A 20,707-nucleotide genomic window follows, 5' to 3' on the forward strand; every position below is an offset into this window, starting at 1 on the left:
GAGACTGTTTACATTGAATGAAGCATTGATAAAAGAAAAAGCCCTAAAGCTCCATCAGGAACTTGCGGGAAAAATAGAGATCACAGGAAAAATGGATATTCAATCGGCCCAGGATTTAAGCCTGGCCTACACGCCTGGCGTAGCAGAATCATGCCGCATGATTGCTGAGAACAGCGAAGAAAGCTTCAGCCTGACGGCGCGCAGCAACATGGTCGCCATCGTGACGGACGGAACTGCCGTGCTTGGTATGGGAGATATTGGCCCTGAAGCCGCCATGCCGGTCATGGAAGGAAAGTCTATGCTGTTTAAGCAGTTCGGTGGAGTCGATGCTTTCCCGATCTGTCTTGACGAAAAAGATCCGGATGAAATCGTGAAAATCGTCAAAGCACTTGAACCGACCTTCGGGGGCGTAAACCTTGAGGATATTGCAGCCCCGCGCTGCTTTGAAATTGAAGAGAGACTGAAAAAAGAGCTGAACATCCCGGTTTTTCATGATGACCAGCATGGAACGGCCATTGTTGTCTACGCTGCACTGATCAATGCACTGCGCCTTGTGAAGAAAAAACAGGAGGAAATCAAGCTGGTGCTGAACGGAGCAGGCTCTGCCGGCATTGCCATTGCGAAGCTCCTCCTTGAAGCAGGGATACAGGATATCACCCTGGTCAGCCTTGAAGGCATTCTCTGCCCGGGCGAGGAATGGATGAATCCAAGCCAGGCAAAAATTGCAGAGGAAACAAACCGTGCAAGAACCCGCGGGACACTGAAAGATGCCATTGAAGGAGCCGATGTGTTCATTGGTGTATCCGGACCCGGTGCTCTGACCGGAGAATTGGTTCAATCCATGAATCAAGACGCCATTGTCCTGGCACTTGCCAATCCGACCCCTGAAATCTTCCCTGAAGAGGCGCTCTCTGCAGGTGCGGCGGTCGTCGGCACCGGCCGTTCGGACTTCCCGAATCAGGTCAACAACGTTCTTGCTTTCCCCGGCATTTTCCGGGGTGCCCTTGATGTCCGGGCTGTCGATATCACGATGGAAATGAACCTCGCAGCCGCCCGCGCCATTGCGGAGCTTATAACCGAAGATGAGCTGAACCCGAACTACATTATTCCGGATGCTCTCGATCCAAGAGTTGTCTCAAGCGTCGCTGCTGCTGTCGGTGAAGCTGCAGTTGCTGCAGGAGTTGCAAGGATTGGAAAGCTTCAGGAAGTTTGATGAAGGATTAACAACACAAATAGGGTGAATTTGAGTGTAAACTGCTCAAATTCACCTTTTTTGTTTTCTTCCTTTTATGTCAGACTGTTTGGAGGTTCTCTAGCAGTTTCCTGTAGATTAAGAGTCGCAGGCTTTCTTGCGGTATAATCATAGGCCAGTGTTCAGATAGCGTACAAATTGGCTATTTTAAAGGAAATGCAATTCAATCTCCCTAATGGTTTATCCAGCCTCTTTTTTTACATAACACTCTGACTGCAGCTGGATTTATCTTTAAAGACGCACTATTCATTCCTCTTATTTCTTCCAATACAAATCTTTTGAAAATAATCCAAATCCTTCACCGCTTTTTACCTCCCCTTTACATTCTTATAAACGCCTTGTAATAAGTCCTTATTACTGCCTTTAAATTGAGCCGGTAGAATCATGGGTGAAGACATCTTGAAGGAGGAATTACCTTGGACAAGAATCATGATCAGCATCAATCAGGCAGTAATTACGATAAATCACGCAGGACGTTCCTGAAGTATTTTCTGGCAGGATCTGCGGTTATGGCACTGGAGACGTCCGGAATCTCCCGTTTGACGTCGATGGTTTCCCGTGCGGAAGCGGCAACAGCAGTTCAGCCTTATGCTGCATCACAAGCGATTGGGAAAGGGTTCCCGCAGTCTGTTGCGTCAGGTGATCCGACGCCGACGGGTGCGATGCTTTGGACAAGGGTTGATCCTTCTTTGGAGACTGGTTTAACGAATAAGGAATTCTCCAGTGAAGTCATTTACTGGCTTGAAAATGAAGCTTCAAACGATGCTTCATTAGAAGACGGCATTAATCAAGGTAAATTCATTATGTTTGAGATAAGTAAAAAAGAAGATTTTTCTGAAGTGGAAATGAGAGGTTTCTCTCCGATCTGGAAGGACCATGACCATGTTGTGCGTGTTGATTTGGATGGTGAGCTTGCTTCCAGTCAGACTTACTATTACCGGTTCATTACAAAGAGCGGACTTGTCAGTAAGACAGCCCGTTTCAAGACACTGCCGCAAGAAGGTGCGGATGTGCAGTCAGCATCGATCGGATATGTGTCGTGCCAGGATTACACCAACGGCTATTTTAACGCGCTAGGCCACATGGCGGATGAGGAACTGGACTTTTTCCTGCATCTCGGAGACTACATTTATGAGTCGGTCGGCGACGCTGCCTACCAGGGGAATATTGATGGCCGCCAAATCAAACTGCCCAGCGGACAGAGCAAGGCGTTCACGATTCAGGACTACCGCAAGCTGTACCAGACGTACCGCTCGGACAAGGACCTGCAAAAGCTTCATGAAAGGCATGCCATGATCGGAATCTGGGATGACCATGAGTTTGCCAACGACACGTATTATCCGGCCGTCGCACCGGATGATAATCCGGAATCCGATCCGGCCCGCCGACTTGTTGCGAATCAGGTATGGTTTGAATACATTCCGGCACGTGTCCCTTACAATCCAAATGGAACATTTGAAGATTCCGTTAAAATCTACCGCACCATTACGCTCGGAAATCTTGCATCGATCATCATGACGGATGAGCGTCTTTACCGAAGTGCGCACCCTTGCGGACAAGGTACGCTGGACCGCTACCTGGCACGCGGATGTGAGGATATTAACCTTTCGAGCCGTACGATGCTCGGGAAAACCCAGAAAGAGTGGTTCTTAAATGAGCTGAAAAACGCCAAGGGAACGTGGAAGATCTGGGGCAATGAAGTACAGGTAACACAATTGAAAGCGCTGGGGAGATATCTGAACCTTGATGCATGGGACGGCTATGCTTATGAAAGACAGCAGATTGCCCAAACGGTGCTTGACAATGGAATCAAAAACTTCCTTGCGCTGACCGGCGATTTTCACACGTTCGAAGCATCTTACATGCAAAATGAATATAAACGCGGCGGTGAAAAGTTCGGTGTGGAGCTGATGGTCGGTTCTGTCACATCCAGTAACTTGAGAGAATCCCTTCGCAACTCCATGAACTCAATACCTGATGTTTCAAGTCCAATTCCAATGGACGCAGCAGATGAGCTGGTGAAACGGTTAAAAGGGAAATTCAGCAGCGTTTCAACTTTTACAGCAGAGCTGCTTTTTAAAGAGCTTCAAAATATCGTGAAAATAGAAAATCCATGGATTGACTTGTTTGACAGCACAACTCACGGATATGCCGTGCTGCAGCTCAGCAAGACAAAAGCAACTTGGACTGCCTACTCTGTCGATAATATCGAAAAGCCTCAGGCATCCAAAAAGCTGCTGTGGCAATGTGAAGTGCCGAACGGTGAAGTGAAAATAAACGTTTTACAAGGAAGCATACTTTAAAAAACAGGAGGGCGTTTTCATGCTGCAAAATATCGGAGTTCCAGGCCTGATTTTAATTGTCATCATTGCATTAATTGTATTCGGACCTTCAAAACTGCCGGAAATCGGACGTTCTTTTGGGGTAACCCTGCGTGAGTTCAAGAAAGGCACGAAAGACTTGATGTCAGAAGAAGAGCCGAAGAAAGCGAAGAAAGAAGAAACGGCTCCTGTTCAAAGAGAATCTTAAGAGCAGAAAAGGGAGGGACTTGGCTTCGTGCGGTCTCTCTTTTTCTAAGATGGAGGGGTGAAGATGACACAACAGGAGTTTATCCAGAATCATTTGATGGAATTGCGGAAGCGGATAATCACAGTGGCTGTTGCTTATGCGGTTCTCTTGATAGCCGGATTTTTAAGTGTGGAGCACATCTACCGCTGGATCCTTAACGACGCAGAGCTTGAGCTCACAGTCCTTGGGCCTTCTGATATTCTGTGGATCTATTTTACACTAGCGAGTATTTGCGCGTTTGCCTGCTGTATTCCGCTGATCACCTATCAGGTGTGGGCATTCATCAAGCCTGCATTGAAACCGGTGGAACGTTCGGCAGCCTTGATATTCATTCCATTGTTATTCTTTTTATTTGTGAGCGGAGTGGCGTTTGGCTACTTTTTCGTTTTTCCGATGGTGTTTGAGTTTATCGTGTCGCTGTCTGACGGGATGTTTGAGACGATGTTCACGGCGGAAAAATACTTCCGGTTCTTATTTCAGATCATCCTGCCCTTGGGACTGCTCTTTGAATTGCCGGCCGTCGTCTTATTTCTAACAGAAATCGGGCTGTTAACTCCTGAGTTTATGAGGAAATACCGAAAGTACGTCTATTTCGGACTCGTTGTCCTGTCGGCCGTCATAACGCCGCCGGACTTTGTCTCCCAGCTGTTCGTGCTCATTCCGATGATTATGCTGTACGAAATCAGCATCTGGCTCTGTGCGTGGCGTTCGCAGAAGAAGACAGTGACTGCTTTATCGCATAATGTGTGATGCTGGAATTTTCACCTATGCCAAGCCGTTTATACACCTACTCTGCCCAGAAGCTTCCCATGAGTTGATGAAACTTGTGTGGAGCTTCTTTTTGCTGCTCTCGAAACCGCAAATGAAAAAAATGTTAAAGCAGTTGACACCATTACTACTAAGTAATACTATATATAAGTAATAAGCAATACTGAATAGCGTTTGAATATGTCACACAAAATAAAGGAGGTTCCCAACATAGAAAATTTAACGGAAATGCTGAAGGGATCGCTTGAGGGGTGCGTGCTGGAGATTATCAGCCGCCATGAAACGTATGGCTATGAGATAACCCGCCGTCTGAATGAACTTGGATTTACGGAAGTAGTGGAAGGGACAGTTTACACCATCCTTGTGCGTCTGGAAAAAAAACAACTGGTGAACATTGAAAAAAAACCGTCGGATATGGGCCCGCCCCGCAAGTTTTACACGCTGAATGAAGCAGGCAGAAAGGAACTTGATCTTTTTTGGAGAAAATGGGATTTTGTATCTGCGAAAATTAATGTTCTGAAGTCAAATTAGGAATTAGCTGTGATTAAAGGAGGAAACAAGATGATGGACTGGTTTAGAAAAATGATTGGCGACAAAAAAGAATACAGAACGATGATGGCACGGGTTGAAGCCCTGCCGGAGGATTATCAGTTTGTTTTTAAGAAAATTCAGCATTATATGTGGGGTTTCTCTTCAGGCAGCGGGATGGATATGCTGCATATCCAATATGAGCTGATTGAATTGTTTGAAGGCGGAGCGGCAGAAGGCAGACAAGTGCTGGAGATTACTGGAGAGGATGTGGCTGCATTTGCTGATGAACTTGTGGCAAACGCGAAAACCTATGCCGCCAAGCAGCGTGAAAATCTGAACCAGAGTATTAGGAAGCAATTGGGGAAAAATGATAAAAAATCTTGACTGAATAGCCGGCTATTCTTGTAAATGGCCACCTTCGCTGTTCAGGTATTTTTTAGTCGTGTACTAAGTGATACGTGTTACAAGTAAGACTTAATAGCTGTTGTGAGTCATTCAACAAAATTTATATGGGAGGAATTAGGATGAATCATGCCGCAAGCTGGGATAAGCATCAGGCCGCTGGCCATGTAGAAGGCTGCTCAAATGATTGAGCAGTCCTTGCGTGTTAATTAATTGTAAAAATTAGGTGAATATTCCGTCCGTATATTGACTGGAACCGAGGAAAGTGTGATTATTAAAGAAGAAAACTAAGTCTTTTATCCTATAAAAATCCACCTGTTTTACCGCGGATAAACCCTCTCATTTTTAACAATTCTAATGATTCAATTTTAGCAATGATCCTAAAAACCTCAACAAAACTCCATCTAAAGGAGGTGAATCCATTTGTAAACAATGTTTAAAACCTTTATGGAATTGTATTCTTATGTACGTTCAATTTTAAAGGAGGACAAATGATGGGACATGATATTTGCGGTTACAATCAGGCAGGAGAGGAAATTGCCTATCTTCGTTTCAGTATGGGTAATGGACACGCGTCAATTGTATACGGTGTACTTGATGCAGACGAATTTAACGGAGGAGTCAGCGGAACAGGCAGCAGCTCGTCTTTTTCCATGCAGCAAATCGAAAAAGCTTTGAACGAATATCGGAAATTCTGGAAAATCAATAGAATACCGGAAAGTGAATTCGTTAAGTGGGAGATCAAACAAATACAGGACTTTTTATCTATTTGTATGTCAGCAGCAGAAAAAGAAGGAAATGTAAGGGTTAGTTTTAGTTAGCCCACATGATATCCTCACTCAGAAACCCTCTTAACACCCCTGAATGACTTTTTGCCTTCAAACACCCGGTTTTCCATGAAGAAGAATTAAAAAAGCTCATTCTTTGCTGAAGCAAAGAATGGGCCTTTTCCCATTGGATTCAGCAAAGCACAATCACCCTGTAAGGAACAGTCTGAGCAGGAATGCTTTTCGTGGAAGCACCGTAAATGACGGCAAGATCACGGTTAGCGGGATTGCCCGTAAAAGCCTGGCCGTTTGTCAGCAATACTTGCGTAAAAGGCGAAAGGTTCAGCTTGAGCTGTCCGTCGCTGCTCACGAGCTGATTGTTGAAATACGATACTTTCACATTTTGATTCTGGCTTTCTTTTACCATCACCAGTGCCTGATATTGGGGCGGATAGATGAGCGGAACAGGTGCATTTCCGTCATAATATCCAGTCACAAGATCTCCTGTGGATACCATTGCATAGTCGACAAAATAAGTGGCAGGTGACACAATGAAATTTACAGTGGAGCCCGATTGATTTTCTGCTGTAAATATTTTAATGCAGCCGTCGCCGCTTTGACCTGTGTTAAAATCACTGATAGCTGTGACGATTCCTTGAAACGCATAAAAATTTTTCATGGATAAGCCTCCATCCTTCGTACGCTTATGTACGTTATGCGGGCAAATACCTAAATGAGTGTGCGGATGCCTACCCGGAGGCAAAATGGATCTGGATCCTTTTTCAGCAGGATTGATTCTCTTAAAAAATAAAGTATGATATTTTTATGAATTCGTTTACAATTTTTTCTGCTATAATAATTTCTAGTTTTTAGTATGTATAGAGAGGTGCCAAATAGAATGACTCCAAAGTATCTTCAAGTGGCCGGCCAGATAGAGTCTGATATTATCCGCCATGTTTATCAGAAAACGAATAAACTGCTGACGGAAGATGAATATGCCGAAAAATATCAGGTCAGCCGCAACACCGTTCGTAAAGCAATTGATATTCTTGTTAATAAGGGATATGTGTATCAAGTTCAGGGAAGCGGTGTGTTTATCCGCAACCACCACAACAGAGGACACGTCAATCTTGAGAGGCTGCAGGGGGTAACGAACGATTTCAGTGACCGCCTTGTAGAAAATAAACTTCTTGATTTTAAACTGATAGAGGCAGATGAGGATCTGGCAGTCAATATGGGCTGCAAAGCAGGTACATCTGTTTATTATGTGAAAAGGCTGAGATATGTTGATGGAGATCCTTTTTCGATTGAAACCTCTTATTTCAACAAAGACCTTGTGAAATATCTAGATGAAAATATCGTGAAGAAATCGATTTATAATTATTTGAGAAATGACCAGAAACTTGCGATCGGCTTTGCAGACAGAATCATCGGCGCAGACTATCTTACGTCTGAGCAGGCTGAATTGCTGGGGTTAAAGGAAAATGATCCGGCTTTAGTTGTGGATAATACGGTTTGTTTAACAAACGGCGCAATCTTTGATTATTCACAGTCCGTGCATCATTTCAAACATGTGAAATTACTGAAAGTATCGAATATGAAAGGTAGTTAAGTGTGAAGAGGGCTGAGGGCTCTCTTTTTTTTGATTAAATAAAAGGGTTTACATTTGAAATCTAGTAAGTTATTATAAGTTTATAAAATTTGTACCTATGAATTTGAATCATACTTATGAAAGGGTGTTCATAGATGGTTGAACAAGCAATTGAAATAAGCCCTGAAGATATTTTTGGATTGATCGCATTTTCAGGAGATGCGAAAGCAAGTTATCATGCAGCCTTGCATCTGCTCAGAGAAAACAAAATCGAAGAGGCAGAAGCTGAAGTAGCGAAAGGTGATTCGATTTTAAAAGAAGCACACGCGATTCAAACAAAATTTGTCACACTTGAGGCTCAGGGAAAATCAGCAAAAGTCGGCGTCCTGATGGTTCACGCCCAGGATCACTTAATGAATACGATTTTAGTAAAAGAGCTATTGGATCATATGATGACGATGCAAAAAGAAATTAACAATTTGAAAGGGATGAATTGAGATGGTAAAGATCGGACTTTTCTGCGCAGCAGGCATGTCAACTAGTATGTTAGTGGAGAAAATGAAAGCGGTTGCCGCTGAGCGCGGTGTAGAGGCTAAAATTGCAGCTTACCCTGAATCAGAGATGGAGAAGTATGCGGATGAAATTGATGTCGCTTTGCTTGGTCCTCAGGTGAAGTACTTACTGAATAAAGGTAAATCAATCTGTGAACCAAAAGGTGTTGCGATTGATGTGGTCAATACGGTTGACTACGGCATGATGAACGGCGCAAAAGTATTTGATCAGGCAATGAAACTAGCAAATAAATAAACGGGGTGAATGAACTTGAAAATGCCAAAGGATTTCCTATTCGGTGCAGCATCGGCTTCTTACCAAGTAGAGGGTGCATGGAACGAGGATGGTAAAGGAGTTTCAAATTGGGATGTCTTTTCAAAGATTCCCGGTAAAACATTTGAAGGAACGAACGGTGATGTGGCCATTGACCACTATCACAGATATAAAGAAGACATCGCGCTCATGGCAGAAATGGGACTGGAATCATACCGCTTCTCGATTGCCTGGACACGCATTATCCCTGACGGTACTGGAGAGGTAAACCAAAAGGGTTTGGATTTCTATAACAATGTCATTGATGAATGTTTGAAATATGGCATTATCCCGTTTGTGACCCTGTATCACTGGGATCTGCCGCAGCCTCTTGAAGAAGACGGAGGATGGCGTAACACGAAAACATCGGATGCATTTGTCAGATTTGCTGAAGTTTGCTTCAAAGCTTTCGGCGACCGTGTACGAAACTGGATTACCTTTAACGAAACCGTTATCTTCTGTTCGTTAGGCTACTTAACAGGCGCACATCCGCCGGGAATCGAAGGGGATGCCAAAGCCTACTTCCAGGCAACACATAATGTATTTGTTGCTCATGCACGTGCAGTGGAAAGCTTTAAAAAGTCAGGCTATGAGGGCGAAATCGGTATTACTCACGTATTCAACCCTGCGTTCAGCATCGATGACGAAGAAGAAAATAAATTTGCAGAAAAACATGCGAATGCCTATTCAACACACTGGTATTACGATCCGATCTTAAAAGGATCTTACCCTGAATACGTAACGGATGCCCTTGAAGCTCAAGGTCTGCTTCCGGATATGACGGAGGAAGAGCTTGCTCTGCTTCGCCGGACGGCTCCTATGAATGATTTCATCGGACTGAACTATTACTGCCCGCAGCGGGTCATGAAAAACGATTCAGCACTTGTTATGTCAGGCGGCCGCGAGAATTCAACAGGCAAACCTGGAAACCCGTCATTCGACGGCGTATACAAAACAGTCATGATGGATGACAAAGAGTATACGAAATGGGGCTGGGAAATCGCTCCTGACGCATTCCTCGATGGTATGCGCATGCTTAAAGAGCGTTACGGAAACATCAAGATGTATATCACTGAGAATGGTTTGGGAGATGAAGACCCGATCGCCGGTGAAGAGATTCTTGATCAGCCCCGAATCGACTATATTGAGAGTCATCTAAGAGCTGTAAAGAATGCCGTAAGCGAAGGAATTAATGTTTCAGGATACTTTGCCTGGTCTGTCATTGATTTGCTGAGCTGGCTGAATGGATACAAAAAACAATACGGATTTATCTACGTTGATCATAAAAATGGTCTTGCACGAAAACGGAAGCAGTCGTTCTTTTGGTACAAGGATATTATCGCCACTCGCGCAGAAGAACTTTAAGGAGGCAATCAGATGGGCCGCTTAGAAAGTATATTTGAAAAGTTCATGCCTTTCTTCCTTCGATTTGCAAATGCGAAACCGACACTTGCAATTAAGGATGGATTTATTTTAACCATGCCGATGACCATTATCGGCTCCCTTTTCCTGCTCATTCTTGCTGCTCCGATTCCTGGCTGGGCAGAAACTATGGTAAAATTGTTCGGTGAACAGTGGAGCCTTCCGCTTACTCAGGTTGTCGGTTCTACATTTGATATTCTGGCGCTGATCGGCGTCTTTGGAATTGCATACTCATACGTTAAGAATGAAAAAATAGAAGGTACGCCGGCTGGTATTTTAGGAATCATCGCATTCCTGATCATTACTCAGGCTTCTGTACTGACAAAAGACGGCGAAACGGTCACAGGCGTTATTCCAAAAGTCTGGACCGGCGGACAAGGTGTACTTGCAGCCATTGTAGTCGGACTATTTGTCGGATTCGTTTACGCACAATTTATTAAACGCGACATTCGCATTAAAATGCCGGATGGTGTTCCGCCTGGTGTAGCGAACTCGTTCTCTGCCTTAATTCCGGGATTTGCAGTTATCACAGCTGCAGTCATTGTATTTGCACTTTGTCAGGCTTTTGCTGATAAGACATTTACTGAGGTTGTTTATACACTGCTTCAAGTGCCTGTGCAAAACTTGACGGACACGCTTACTGGAGCTGTCCTGATCATGGTCTTGATGTCCCTTCTATGGTGGTGCGGAATTCATGGTGCTGCCATCATCATGGGGGTTATGGGACCGCTTCTTACAGCCAATGCCCTGCAAAACCAGGCAATTATTGATTCTGGTGAAGCACTGGTTGTCGGGAGAAAATGCTAAAATTGTAACCATTCAATTCCTGGATGTGTTTACAAAACTCGGAGGATCGGGGATTACGATCGGTTTCATTATCGCGGCTCTTATGGTGGCAAGGTCGTCACACTTAAAGCAGCTCGGCCGATTATCTCTTGGTCCAGGACTATTTAACATCAACGAACCAATCATTTTCGGTATGCCGATTGTGTTCAACCCAATCATGTTTGTTCCATTTATCGTTGTTCCTGCACTTGCATCGTTCATGGTCTACTTCTCCATCATTTGGGGATGGGTAGAACCGTTCAATGCCCTTCAGGTTCCTTGGACAACACCGCCGATTGTTTCCGGCTTTTTGATTGGCGGCTGGAGAGCTGCCCTGCTGCAGCTTGCAACGATTGCGATGTCTGTGGCAATCTATCTTCCATTCGTCAGAATGCAGGATCGTTTATCTTACGGCGAAGAGCTTAAAGCAAAAGAACAGTCAGAAAGTGCGATTGCCTGAAAGAACTGAATAAAAAATTACCCCCCGTACACAGATGCAGGGGGTAATTCTTTATTTTCATGAGAGTGGCCATATTAAATAGGAAAGAAGGAGATACAGATGAAGCATCTATTAGCTTTTGATATCGGCGGAACCGATTTGAAAATCGGGAAATTTTCTCTTGCAGGTGACCTTATTGAGTCCGGGAAACTGTCTTTGGAGAACAGAAAAGGAGAGACGATTCTATCTCAAATTGAAAGGCAGATCGATTCGGATACAGCAGGTCTAGCTCTCAGTATTCCGGGGTATATTGATCCGGCCACGGGTTTCATTGAAATGGGCGGTGCGATTGTCGATTTTAATGGCTTCAACATTTTTGACTACTTTAAAGAGCGATATCCCAGCCTGACTATAAGTGCAGAAAATGATGCAAATTGTGCAGCGCTGGCGGAAAAATGGAAAGGCAGTGCAAAGAAAGAGCGGGACTTTCTTTTTCTGACGATTGGAACGGGTATTGGCGGTGCCATTTACTTGAACGACGCTCTTTACCGCGGGGTGCGCAACCGCTCAGGTGAGTTCGGGCACATGTTCAGTGAACACGTTACAAGTGACGTTGCAGAAAGTCATAAGTTTAACAAATCAGCGACGCTTGCAATTCTCCGTCAGAAATACGCAGAGTGCAAGAACATCCCTTTTCAAGATGTATCCGGCGAGCAAATCTTTGAAGCCTATGACAACGGGGAAGAAACTGCCTCGCATCTTGTCGGTGACTTATACACCGGTCTTGCAATGAACATATTGAATTTATATTATGTATTTGCACCGCCTGTTTTTTATATCGGAGGAGGCATTATTTCAAGAAAAACATTCATGCATGAATTAGAGCAGCGGATCCTGGAAATTGAGCCGGCATTCTCAGCAGTAATGAAGCCTGCCAGTTTCGGAAACCAATCAGGTATAATCGGTGCAGTCTATCATCATATCGCTTCAAAAAACATGGAGTAAAACAGAAAAAAGAAGAACCACAGACTAAATTGGGGTGTACAGGTTCGAATACTATAAGTGAATACCAGCAAATAAAGCCTGATTCAAGTATGAATGAGGCTTTTTCTTTAGCTTTTCATCATTTAACTGATTCATCCTCGTATCGCCCGGCGATACAGCTTGCAAAAAGGAAGGAAAGCCTTCATAGTTAAAGGAAAGGGGGGCCGATATGAGACGCGATATACAACCGAATGAACGGGCATTTTCTTCAAAGGAAGCAGCCGAGGAAGTGGGAATTGCAACGCCCACCGTCCGTAAGTATGGCCAAATCTTAGAACGGAACGGATATGAATTCTTAAAAGATGGAGACAGGCGGATTTTCGTTCAGACTGATCTGAATGCGCTTATAGCGCTCCGCGATACGGACAAGCCGCTGGACGATACGGCAAAAGATCTAGTGGAACTGCAAAAGGAGCGTTTAACTGAATCCGATACGTCAGAAATTGCTGTATCAGGTACATACAATCAGCTGCCGAATGATCCGGCTCAGCTGAAAGAAGCTCTGATGTATGTGGTGAATGAGCTTGCAGCTGCGAGGGAAATGAATCTGGAGCTGAAAAACGATATGTCTCACCTGAAAACAGCTGTTTCCAGACTTCAGCAGGATCACCACGTCATCAGCTCCACAATCGGAAATTCAGCTCACAAGACGAACGTGAAGATGGAAAAGCTGATTCAGCAGCAAACAGCTCACTATGAAGCGCTGCTTGAAGAGGAAAAACAAAAGAGCGAGCTGCTCCAAAAAGAAATACAGGCTATGCGTGACGAGCAGAAGCAGGAATGGAACTCGCAGAACGATTTTAACAGGCGACTTGAAGAGAGAATGCAGGGGCCTAAAGAAAGCTGGAACTGGCTTTTTTCCTTATTCAAAAAATAACAAAACAGGAGTCAACCCCATCATAAGAGGATTGACTCTTTTTTTATTGTATCGCGCAGCGATATACCTTCAATAGACACGATATGATAGAAATCGGTCTGTATCGGCAAAAGGTGATCTCATTCCCGGGGAAATATCTGCATTTTTCAACTTTGTTCAATCATTTATTTCTGAGCATCAGCAGGGCTTCATTCTGAAACTGGAATTCGCTTCGCTCATTGGTATGCTGAAGAAATTGCTCTTCCCAGCCGGGATTTGGATTTTGATAAAAGGTGACTCGCTCACCGTGAATCTTGCTTTCAAAAGCAATAAGGCTCTCATCCAGTTCGGATAAGTATTTTTTCTCTGTCAAAAAGGTGAAGATGTCTAGTGCTGTCTCTACAGTTTCTTTATCCTTTCCAGCAGGCGTTTTTGTCCTAAGCTCAGCTACCACTGCTTCAAAAAACGGTTTTGCTGCAACCTGCAGATGAAGCAGTCTGTACTGCAGTAAAGTGAACTCATCCATTAGACGAATGATTGTTTCTACATCTTCCTTCGTTAACAATCCCTCTTTTATTACAGCCTCATACGTCTTCATCGCCTCTTTATACATTCCTTCGAACTGTTTATAACCTTCATCCAGCTGAGTAACGTTGGACTTGGCCCGTTCAAGTTGATTCAGATTACTTTCAATATGAGGTCTCGTTTCATCCAGTAACTGGATTGTGTTCTGGAAAACGTCTGTCGGTTTATTCATCTCAATTTGCCCTTGATGAGTAATGCCAGTTAAATATTCATTGAATGTGACAAAGAACCGGAAAGGAGCGATTGCTTCTTCTTTTTCGCATTCTTTTCCGTCGAAAGCTATAATTACATACCCTTTTGTTTTTCCGAATTTGGAATATACACCGACACGGTAGTCATTGACATCATTTCTGACGAGATAAGGAGAGATTTCCAAAGTTTCCAAAAAGCGCTTGTGTCTTTTGAATGCAGCTTCAGTTGTCATGCGATGCCTTCCCTTCATTAATTTACCCTTCATTTCCTCTTTGGAAGTAAGTATAAACCACTTGTCACAATAAACGTAATGATTGTCATAGTAAATTCAGAAAGTTATAATAATTCAAGCGGTATGTGTACAATCATTTCATATGAAAAAGGTGAAGAACAAATGAAAATTACTGACGTAGAAGCCATATACCTGCGCCTGCCGGAAATTGATGCCCTCCGATGTGACGGGACACAGGATACCCTGCTTGTCCGCGTTCATACAGATGAAGGCATTACGGGGATAGGAGAGGTTGATTCTTCGCCTGAAGTGGCAAAAGCTATTATTGAAGCATCTGCTTCTCATTTAATCAGCACAGGATTAAAGAGTCTTATTATTGGAGAGGATCCTTTTGACCGCGAGAGGCTCTGGAACAAAATGTTCCAGGGGTCTTCTTATTACGGGCGGCAGGGGGCAGCCATCCACGCCATCAGCGGAATTGATATGGCTTTATGGGATATTGTCGGCAAGGCGGCAGAGCGGACAACTGCTCAAATGCTTGGCGGTGTATACAGAAACCGTGTAAAAGCTTACGCAAGCCTCGTTATGCCGGAAACGATCAAAGAAGCCTGCTTGTCAGCAGAAAAGTATATGGACATGGGGTATAAAGCAATGAAATTCGGCTGGGGTCCATTTGGCGAAGACGAATATTTTGATGTTGAGGCTGTGAAGGCCATTCGGTCTGTTATCGGAGAACGGACAGAGCTTATGATTGATATCGGACAGCGCTGGGATGCCAAGCATGCCGTCAAAATGGCCAGGCGGTTTGAAGAGTATGGTGTACAGTGGATAGAAGAACCGCTATCTCCGGATGATCTGGAGGGCTATGCCATGCTTTCTGCAGCAACGGATATTCATATCGCTGCAGGAGAAAATGAGAGCGGAAGAAAAGCGTTTGAGAGACTCATTAAAGTAGGAGGGGTGGATATTATCCAGCCTGACCTGGGCAGGTGCGGAGGATTGACGGAAGGAAAGAAAATTGCTGATCTTGCTTATGCCGAGCATAAAAGGATCGTCCCACACGCATTTAAAACGGGTATATTGGTCGCTGCAAGCACTCATTTTGCCGCCAGTATTCCTAATGGATTTCTGATGGAATATACAGTTTCCGATTCACCTCTTGCGAGAACGCTTGTCCAAAATCCGGTCGTATTTGAGGATGGTTACGTAAATCTTCCGGATCGTCCCGGTCTTGGAATAGAGATTGATCCTGAGGCGGAAAAAAGATTCAGAGTAATGTAAGAGAGCTTGTGAGAGAAATCTCACAAGCTCTTTTATATATTAATAATGATACCTCGACAAGCGCCATGTCTTCCTGAAATGAGTCGGAGAGACGCCTTCATGCTGAAGAAATGTTGTCAAAAATGCGTTATAGCTGCTAAAGCCGGCTGCCTCTGCAACTTCGCTCACTTGATTGTCTGAATAGATCAGGATCTTTTTCGCATGTCCGATCTTCAGCTTGGTTAAGTATTCTTTAGGTGAAACGCCATAATATCGCTTAAACTGGCGGATGAAGTGGTAATAGCTTAAGCCCGCCGCTTTGGCAGCATCCTGAATGTCTGCTGCTCGAGAGAAATGTTCTTCCATGTACATTCTGCCGTGTTCAAGTGCCTCAGGCTTTGCTCTGTTCAGGTCTTTCGGTTCGACTCTGCTGTATTTCAGCAGCTGTGTCAGCATCTGATAAATGAGAATGTTGATTTCGGTTTCTTCTTTGTCATCAGCCGAGTCGCCCGTTTTTAAAATCCGGATAAGCGTTGTTTCATATTCGTCTTTTCCTGCCGTGCCTCTGATTAAAGTGGAGGGGGATGGAAACCATTTTTCCATGAGATGCTTTATTTCATCGCCATTAAAGACGAGGTACATCATTTCGTACGGATCTTCAGGGTCTGCTTTATATTTGTGGGGGAGTCTCATGTCGTACAGGAGCCCGTCACCCGGTTCGAGTTTAATCCATTGATCATTTATGGCAAACCAGCCTCTGCCGGAGGTAACATAAAGAAATTCCCATGCCGGATAATAGTCACGTTCAAAATAAAACTCAGGCGACATTTTATTGAATCCGCCGATTAAAGGGAAAAACAAATGCGAGCGGGCAAACCCGCTCGGCGAATAAACATGTTCAAAGTATTTTTTTTCGCTCATTGACTGACAGCTTCTTCTTCAAACGCCTTTGCATCGGAACACCATGGCGACATGCCGAGAAGCATTTTTCGCAGGTTTGTATCCGCTTTTGCTTTTAAAGCTTCTGAAGGCTCATATCCCGGCCAGGTGCGGACGAAGGAAGGAGCGTAATTGAAAATGAGGGAGCGTCTTGTTTCCTCAGAGAAATTGTTTAAAGCTGAATGGTAGGCAGAACCGTGAAAAACAACCGCTGTTCCTTTTTTCACATTCATTCGAACATGCCCCGGCATATCTTCCTGATTTTCAACCTTAGGCAGTTCATCATTGTTCATGTGGACACTTCCCGGAAGGAAAGCAAGACATCCTCCGTCATAGCTTACGTCGGATAGGAAGTAGAACACTTTAATCATAAAGGGAACTGGTTTTTCATCGACAAACAACGTTGTGCCTGTGTCGCGGTGCCAGTTTGTATGAGCTGCTTTTTTCGGAGGCTTGATTAAGCCGTCGTTATCGATCATCACGAACTGGTCTCCAAGCAGATCCCGCATAACATTCATCATTTTTGGATTTTCCATCAGCTCAAGAAATGCCTCTTCATGCTCAATGATTCCGCAGATTTGATCAACATGATCAAGGACACCTGTTTCAGGATTTTTGCGGTTTTCCTCGCGAAATACTGTCATCGCCTGATCCAGCTTCTCATTATAGTAAGCGGTTTCTTTTTGCGGCAAAAAATCCTCAAAAACCAAGTATCCGTCTCGTTCCCACATCATTTTTTGTTCAATAGTTAAACCGTGTAAATTCATTCCGTCTCCCCCTTAATCCCTTGAATAACCTCATTATAGAAGAAAGTTTATTGATAGGCTATATTGATTTGTGCTCAATATACACAAAAAATTGCTGTCATTACTAACAGCAATTTTTTGTCTTCATTTTGTCTGAACGGTTTTTAAATGTTTGATTTTCACATTCTCAAATACGGCTTTCCCTCCGTCGGAAAAGAGCGTGATTCCTTTGTCGCCGGGGTTTGGATAAACAAGATTGGAGTGAACGGTCTTCCCGTCATCTATGAACACTTCCACACTTGTTTTATCAACAAGAATTTTCATATGCACCTTTTTTTTGCCTGCATCAAACGGTGCTTTGCTTTCTGTGAGCTGATTGCTTTCGTCCGGGTGACCTGTGGGTCCGCGGTTCACAAAGGAATAACCTTCTGTTGAAGAGATTCCTGCGTCTGCGTGCCGTTTTCCATCCTCTGATTCAAGCAGCCGGAATCCGGCATTTTTCAGATCTGACCAGGAGATGTCCGCTTCCAGCATGTAGGTGTCATCGCGGACATCAAGGGTTTTGGCGCCGTCTACTTCGATTCTCTTGTAGGCTTTCGTGACGGTGTTCAGCTTATCCAGCTTTTCGCTGGGCTTTGAAGAAAGGTAATAATGATTGTTTGCTTCGTGCGTCAGCCTGATCTCACGAATGACAGAATCCTGGCCGTTAAATCCTTCTTCCATCGTTGGTGTGTTATTGGCATAAGCCCAGTTGTTCATCCAGGCAAGTGCGTAACGTTTGTCTAATGGATCTGACTCTGCGTTTTCAAATGTAACACCTCCATACCAGTCAAAGCCGTAGTCAAGCCATTCCGGTTCCTCGTGATCAGGCTTGAACTCAGTTCCGTCAAATGAGCCGGTCCAGTAGGCATAGGTGTTGGGCTTACCTGACTCTTTCCCGTTTGCGCTCATGCCGAGCACCCACTTTTCAGTGCCGTCATCTGCCCGCATGCGGAAAAGATCAGGGCATTCAAGCACACCGATATTTTCGGTTTGAAAGCTGCTTGTATAGCGCCAGTCTTTCAGGTTGTCTGATTCATAGAAGCCGATTTTATTTCCTTCTGCCATCGTCATCACCCATTTGCCGCGGATGTCATCGCGGATGATTTTAGGGTCCCTGAAATCCTTTGTACCGGGATTTTTCATGACAGGTTCTTCGCTGTAAGACTTAAAGGTCTTGCCTTTATCTGTACTGTACCAGAGGAACTGCTCCTGCTTCTGTCCGTCTTTTGACGGCTGGGTGACGACAGCAATAAAGGCGTCTTTTCCGAAGCCGGCTGTGTTTTCTTTATCAATAACGACAGATCCTGACCATGGATCTCCGTTTGCGTTTGTATATTTCGGGATAGCGACGCCTTCGTCCTTCCAGTGAACGAGGTCTTTTGAAACCGCATGGCGCCACTCTGTGCCGTTTCCGTCCGGATAGTCGCCATTATATAGATAGTAATAATGGTAGGTTCCTTCGTAGTAAACAGGCTTTTGCGGGTCATTTTTCCAGTGATCAGGGGCTGTAAAATGATAGGCAGCCCGGTATGAATGCTCTTCTTTTTCTGCTGGCGGAACATCTTTTGTTTTTAAAAAAGCGTGGATCAATATGCCGGTTGAGACGGTCATCCATATTCCGATCAGGATAATGCCTGCCGTCTTGTATCCTTTTTTGAGAAATTGTTTTTTACTCATAATCATCACCACTTTTTATATATAGAAAAAAGAAAATGCCCCGTGACATTTTCTTTCTCTTTTTTCTTTGGTTCTTACTCGTCGTCTGTGATCTGTCCCTGTTCAAGGATGCTGTCTTTTACGACCGATGTTTTGTTTCCTTTGATGTTCAGCTTAAAGCTCGGAGCAAAGGTTGACTTGTTGTCTTCAAAGAAGCCTCTGTTTGTCATATAGCTTGTGACAACGGCATCATCGCTGTCTTCCTGAGGGATGGCATAGTGAGCATAGTTCCAGGTAATATCATTTGGATCAAGGTCATGATGAAGCACGATGCCTGTTTTGTTAAGCGGCTTGAACTTGCCTGTCAGTGAGTCGGCTACATAGCCAAGAAGGTAGATATCCTGATTATCAATGCCGTCGATCGTCATTTTTGAACCTCGTGAGCTTGTGAACAGGTACCATTTGCCGTCCTTTTTGAAGATGTTCGGACGTTCCACTTCGTCAGTGACCGTATTTGATACGATCAGCGGCTTCATTTCCTTTTTAAGGGTATAATCGTCATTGATTTCAATGATTCCGATTGCGCCGTTCGCTACTTCAGCCAGCTGCTTTTTGTCACTGTTAAAAAGAGCGTTCTTTTCCTGCTGGAAGAATTTGTTGCTGTTGCCGTAGTATGCTTGATTGTAAAGTGATTCTTCCCCTTGATAGCCGTACTCAGTGCCTGTGTTTGCTTCGAACACAAGGTATTTCTTGCCGTCTTCTTCAATATAGTGAGGATCTCTGAATGTATGGTTGTCATTCGGAGCTCCGTCTTTAGCAAACTTGTCTACTGTCTGATAGTATTTGCTGTCTTTGCCTTCGTAGATGGATTTATAATCAGAAACGCCATCAATTTTAAGTGATTTTGAATCAGGCTGAGAGACATTTACTTGTGCCGTTGTTAAGGTTTGTTTTCCATAATAACCTGCATCAGCATTGAAAGCTTCACGGTTTGTATAGAATAAGCGGACCTCTCCGTCTTCTGTGAATGTAGCTGAACCTGACCATTCTTCAGACTGACGTTTTAAGTAAGGGTCATTCGGTACGTTTTTATCATTGCTGTCAAAAACGCGTCCTGCATTTTTCCAGGCGTCAAGGGAGTTGTCGCCGGCTTTTTTATAGAACATGTAGATAAATGTGTCATTTGCATTTTTAGGATCGCCGGCTAAACCGAAAACAATATGGTAGCCTTTGTATTCTGCCACTGTGCCGTCAGCATTTTGAAGCGGCCATGTATCCCACACATCAAGGTCCATCGTTTCCCCTGATTCTGTTGTTTTCTTGGCAGAAGGGATATTTTCAATTTTTGAAGCGTCAAATTTTGGTACGGTGTATCTTGCATCACCATGCTGGTTAATCATGTCTTTCATTGCAGAACGAGTGATTTGCGAAGTACCGTACGTTTCTTTGTAATCTGCCGGATCCTTTGGAGCTGCAGATGTTTGGGTTACCGCGCCGCTTAAAAGAATGCCTGTGCTGAGTGTTACTGCTGTTGCCTGTTTGGCAAGCCTGCTAAAGTTCATAAGTCTTCCTCCTCGTTTTTTGTATGATTGCTAGTACAACTTGAATTATAGGTCAGTCCTGAGAGAACAGGTATGGCACATATTGACCTGAATTTAGTCGTATATTGATATGGGATTTAAGAGGGAGAGAGTCGAATTTGTCGAATTGATAAAGAAAGGGGAGG

The 20,707-nt window shown here is 44.1% G+C and carries 22 protein-coding genes; 16 read left to right on the forward strand and 6 right to left on the reverse strand.

All coding sequences use genetic code 11. The features are described 5' to 3' along the window. The first annotated feature begins 13 nt into the window (after window positions 1-13). From RKD52_RS21265 to RKD52_RS21295, 7 genes are all read left to right on the forward strand, one after another. A complete protein-coding gene (locus RKD52_RS21265) occupies window positions 14-1,213 on the forward strand; it encodes an NAD(P)-dependent malic enzyme (protein ID WP_454101389.1) in 1,200 nt (399 codons plus the stop codon). A 455-nt stretch (window positions 1,214-1,668) separates the two neighbouring features. Beyond that, window positions 1,669-3,555, forward strand: a complete 1,887-nt coding sequence (locus RKD52_RS21270) for an alkaline phosphatase D family protein (RefSeq protein ID WP_454101390.1) — start codon at window positions 1,669-1,671, stop codon at window positions 3,553-3,555. 19 nt (window positions 3,556-3,574) lie between these two features. After that, the gene (gene tatA / locus RKD52_RS21275) at window positions 3,575-3,781 is read left to right on the forward strand and encodes a twin-arginine translocase TatA/TatE family subunit (protein ID WP_454101391.1); all 207 of its coding nucleotides are present in this window, start codon (window positions 3,575-3,577) and stop codon (window positions 3,779-3,781) included. Between the two features lie 63 nt (window positions 3,782-3,844). Then, window positions 3,845-4,570 (forward strand): twin-arginine translocase subunit TatC, encoded by a 726-nt coding sequence (tatC, locus tag RKD52_RS21280; protein ID WP_454101392.1) that lies wholly within the window; start codon window positions 3,845-3,847, stop codon window positions 4,568-4,570. 228 nt (window positions 4,571-4,798) lie between these two features. After that, on the forward strand, window positions 4,799-5,119 hold the full coding sequence (locus tag RKD52_RS21285) for a PadR family transcriptional regulator (RefSeq protein ID WP_309194724.1): 321 nt from the start codon (window positions 4,799-4,801) through the stop codon (window positions 5,117-5,119). A 30-nt stretch (window positions 5,120-5,149) separates the two neighbouring features. Beyond that, complete coding sequence (locus RKD52_RS21290) at window positions 5,150-5,503, forward strand: DUF1048 domain-containing protein (RefSeq protein ID WP_454101393.1); 354 nt, start codon at window positions 5,150-5,152, stop codon at window positions 5,501-5,503. Between the two features lie 509 nt (window positions 5,504-6,012). After that, a complete protein-coding gene (locus RKD52_RS21295) occupies window positions 6,013-6,342 on the forward strand; it encodes a hypothetical protein (protein WP_454101394.1) in 330 nt (109 codons plus the stop codon). A gap of 139 nt (window positions 6,343-6,481) precedes the next feature. Here RKD52_RS21295 and RKD52_RS21300 read toward each other — a convergent pair whose 3' ends face one another. Then, window positions 6,482-6,967, reverse strand: coding sequence for a hypothetical protein (locus RKD52_RS21300; RefSeq protein ID WP_454101395.1), 486 nt, complete (start codon window positions 6,965-6,967; stop codon window positions 6,482-6,484). A 219-nt stretch (window positions 6,968-7,186) separates the two neighbouring features. On the opposite strand from RKD52_RS21300, the gene RKD52_RS21305 reads away from it, so the two are divergent. The 8 genes from RKD52_RS21305 to RKD52_RS21340 all read left to right on the forward strand — a co-directional run bounded on the left by RKD52_RS21305 (window position 7,187) and on the right by RKD52_RS21340 (window position 13,350). Then, on the forward strand, window positions 7,187-7,900 hold the full coding sequence (locus RKD52_RS21305; RefSeq protein WP_454101396.1) for a GntR family transcriptional regulator: 714 nt from the start codon (window positions 7,187-7,189) through the stop codon (window positions 7,898-7,900). A 134-nt stretch (window positions 7,901-8,034) separates the two neighbouring features. After that, the gene (locus RKD52_RS21310; protein ID WP_454101397.1) at window positions 8,035-8,376 is read left to right on the forward strand and encodes a PTS lactose/cellobiose transporter subunit IIA; all 342 of its coding nucleotides are present in this window, start codon (window positions 8,035-8,037) and stop codon (window positions 8,374-8,376) included. Window position 8,377: 1 nt separating this feature from the next. Continuing rightward, window positions 8,378-8,686 (forward strand): PTS sugar transporter subunit IIB, encoded by a 309-nt coding sequence (locus RKD52_RS21315; protein ID WP_369736077.1) that lies wholly within the window; start codon window positions 8,378-8,380, stop codon window positions 8,684-8,686. Window positions 8,687-8,701: 15 nt separating this feature from the next. Beyond that, entirely contained in the window at window positions 8,702-10,108 is a 1,407-nt protein-coding gene (locus tag RKD52_RS21320) for a GH1 family beta-glucosidase (protein WP_454101398.1), read from the forward strand. A gap of 12 nt (window positions 10,109-10,120) precedes the next feature. Beyond that, on the forward strand, window positions 10,121-10,972 hold the full coding sequence (locus RKD52_RS21325) for a PTS sugar transporter subunit IIC (protein WP_454101399.1): 852 nt from the start codon (window positions 10,121-10,123) through the stop codon (window positions 10,970-10,972). Then, window positions 10,953-11,450 (forward strand): PTS transporter subunit EIIC, encoded by a 498-nt coding sequence (locus RKD52_RS21330; RefSeq protein ID WP_454101400.1) that lies wholly within the window; start codon window positions 10,953-10,955, stop codon window positions 11,448-11,450. Before RKD52_RS21325 ends, RKD52_RS21330 begins: the two co-directional genes overlap by 20 nt. A gap of 99 nt (window positions 11,451-11,549) precedes the next feature. After that, window positions 11,550-12,434 carry an ROK family protein gene (locus RKD52_RS21335; protein WP_454101401.1) on the forward strand — a complete coding sequence of 295 codons (885 nt, stop codon included), beginning with the start codon at window positions 11,550-11,552 and terminating at the stop codon, window positions 12,432-12,434. A 208-nt stretch (window positions 12,435-12,642) separates the two neighbouring features. Then, a complete protein-coding gene (locus RKD52_RS21340; RefSeq protein ID WP_369736081.1) occupies window positions 12,643-13,350 on the forward strand; it encodes a hypothetical protein in 708 nt (235 codons plus the stop codon). Between the two features lie 160 nt (window positions 13,351-13,510). Here the strand turns inward: RKD52_RS21340 and RKD52_RS21345 are convergent, their stop codons facing one another. After that, on the reverse strand, window positions 13,511-14,338 hold the full coding sequence (locus RKD52_RS21345) for a hypothetical protein (RefSeq protein WP_454101402.1): 828 nt from the start codon (window positions 14,336-14,338) through the stop codon (window positions 13,511-13,513). 162 nt (window positions 14,339-14,500) lie between these two features. Here RKD52_RS21345 and RKD52_RS21350 point away from each other — a divergent pair, with 162 nt between their 5' ends. After that, window positions 14,501-15,619 (forward strand): mandelate racemase/muconate lactonizing enzyme family protein, encoded by a 1,119-nt coding sequence (locus tag RKD52_RS21350; RefSeq protein WP_454101403.1) that lies wholly within the window; start codon window positions 14,501-14,503, stop codon window positions 15,617-15,619. 39 nt (window positions 15,620-15,658) lie between these two features. Here the strand turns inward: RKD52_RS21350 and RKD52_RS21355 are convergent, their stop codons facing one another. The 4 genes from RKD52_RS21355 to RKD52_RS21370 form a co-directional block, all read right to left on the reverse strand. Then, window positions 15,659-16,519, reverse strand: a complete 861-nt coding sequence (locus tag RKD52_RS21355) for a helix-turn-helix domain-containing protein (protein ID WP_454101404.1) — start codon at window positions 16,517-16,519, stop codon at window positions 15,659-15,661. Next, window positions 16,516-17,304 (reverse strand): phytanoyl-CoA dioxygenase family protein, encoded by a 789-nt coding sequence (locus tag RKD52_RS21360; RefSeq protein ID WP_454101405.1) that lies wholly within the window; start codon window positions 17,302-17,304, stop codon window positions 16,516-16,518. The genes RKD52_RS21355 and RKD52_RS21360 overlap by 4 nt, the downstream gene beginning before the upstream one ends. Before the next feature lie 123 nt (window positions 17,305-17,427). Beyond that, window positions 17,428-19,002, reverse strand: coding sequence for a glycoside hydrolase family 32 protein (locus RKD52_RS21365; RefSeq protein ID WP_454101406.1), 1,575 nt, complete (start codon window positions 19,000-19,002; stop codon window positions 17,428-17,430). A 74-nt stretch (window positions 19,003-19,076) separates the two neighbouring features. After that, on the reverse strand, window positions 19,077-20,543 hold the full coding sequence (locus RKD52_RS21370) for a glycoside hydrolase family 68 protein (protein ID WP_454101407.1): 1,467 nt from the start codon (window positions 20,541-20,543) through the stop codon (window positions 19,077-19,079). Between the last annotated feature and the right edge of the window lie 164 nt (window positions 20,544-20,707).

The sequence above is a fragment of the Metabacillus sp. SLBN-84 genome (assembly GCF_053629595.1).

Excerpts from the sequence above, each read along its gene's own strand:
- tatA (WP_454101391.1), top strand. The coding sequence starts at position 3,575 with ATGCTGCAAAATATCGGAGTTCCAGGCCTGATTTTAATTGTCATCATT.
- tatC (WP_454101392.1), top strand. The coding sequence starts at position 3,845 with ATGACACAACAGGAGTTTATCCAGAATCATTTGATGGAATTGCGGAAG.
- RKD52_RS21290 (WP_454101393.1), top strand. The coding sequence starts at position 5,150 with ATGATGGACTGGTTTAGAAAAATGATTGGCGACAAAAAAGAATACAGA.
- RKD52_RS21295 (WP_454101394.1), top strand. The coding sequence starts at position 6,013 with ATGATGGGACATGATATTTGCGGTTACAATCAGGCAGGAGAGGAAATT.
- RKD52_RS21300 (WP_454101395.1), bottom strand. The coding sequence starts at position 6,967 with ATGAAAAATTTTTATGCGTTTCAAGGAATCGTCACAGCTATCAGTGAT.
- RKD52_RS21305 (WP_454101396.1), top strand. The coding sequence starts at position 7,187 with ATGACTCCAAAGTATCTTCAAGTGGCCGGCCAGATAGAGTCTGATATT.
- RKD52_RS21310 (WP_454101397.1), top strand. The coding sequence starts at position 8,035 with ATGGTTGAACAAGCAATTGAAATAAGCCCTGAAGATATTTTTGGATTG.
- RKD52_RS21315 (WP_369736077.1), top strand. The coding sequence starts at position 8,378 with ATGGTAAAGATCGGACTTTTCTGCGCAGCAGGCATGTCAACTAGTATG.
- RKD52_RS21325 (WP_454101399.1), top strand. The coding sequence starts at position 10,121 with ATGGGCCGCTTAGAAAGTATATTTGAAAAGTTCATGCCTTTCTTCCTT.
- RKD52_RS21335 (WP_454101401.1), top strand. The coding sequence starts at position 11,550 with ATGAAGCATCTATTAGCTTTTGATATCGGCGGAACCGATTTGAAAATC.
- RKD52_RS21340 (WP_369736081.1), top strand. The coding sequence starts at position 12,643 with ATGAGACGCGATATACAACCGAATGAACGGGCATTTTCTTCAAAGGAA.
- RKD52_RS21345 (WP_454101402.1), bottom strand. The coding sequence starts at position 14,338 with ATGACAACTGAAGCTGCATTCAAAAGACACAAGCGCTTTTTGGAAACT.
- RKD52_RS21350 (WP_454101403.1), top strand. The coding sequence starts at position 14,501 with ATGAAAATTACTGACGTAGAAGCCATATACCTGCGCCTGCCGGAAATT.
- RKD52_RS21355 (WP_454101404.1), bottom strand. The coding sequence starts at position 16,519 with ATGAGCGAAAAAAAATACTTTGAACATGTTTATTCGCCGAGCGGGTTT.
- RKD52_RS21360 (WP_454101405.1), bottom strand. The coding sequence starts at position 17,304 with ATGAATTTACACGGTTTAACTATTGAACAAAAAATGATGTGGGAACGA.
- RKD52_RS21365 (WP_454101406.1), bottom strand. The coding sequence starts at position 19,002 with ATGAGTAAAAAACAATTTCTCAAAAAAGGATACAAGACGGCAGGCATT.
- RKD52_RS21370 (WP_454101407.1), bottom strand. The coding sequence starts at position 20,543 with ATGAACTTTAGCAGGCTTGCCAAACAGGCAACAGCAGTAACACTCAGC.